1 protein-coding gene is annotated in these 474 nt (G+C 38.0%); it reads right to left on the bottom strand.

Annotated elements, in window-relative coordinates:
- Nucleotides 1–219 precede the first annotated feature (219 nt).
- Nucleotides 220–474 (bottom strand): N-acetylmuramoyl-L-alanine amidase (locus tag ACYVRH_RS14580; protein WP_461257585.1); only part of this gene is annotated, 255 nt, incomplete at its 5' end.

Below are 474 nucleotides of genomic sequence, written 5' to 3'. Positions count from 1 at the left end.
CCTGAATCCGTAGTAGACATTGAAGAAACTTTACAATGTAAACAATCCGCACAAGTCTTTTTATCTTCCATTCAAACACTCCTCAAATAAATGTTATCAGTCATATCTCCCTCCCTTGCCCTTATCTTCTAGCTCATTGCTCATTGCTCATTTCTCATTCCTCATTTCTCTTTGCTCATTGCTCATTTCTCTCTGCTCATTGCTTTGCTCTTTGCTCACTTATAACAAGAACCCCAACTTTGCCCTGACTTTATCCTTGAATTCATCAAATAGATAAACTTTGCGAACCCACGGCAATGGACAATCCTTCCAACCAACGACTTTCCGATGATGACCAATATCGTCAGCTGTTAAATTATTTTCTTTAAGAAGTTTTACTGCCAATTCAACAGCGGCATTAATTGTCTCATCAGTAAAGTTCCCCTCTTTATCAATACACATCTCAATTCCGATAGTGCAAAAATTAGGGCTTAT

The organism is Treponema sp. R80B11-R83G3 (assembly GCF_054786115.1).
Note: the sequence above shows the minus strand (reverse complement) of the source record. Positions and strands in the feature narration are given on the sequence as shown.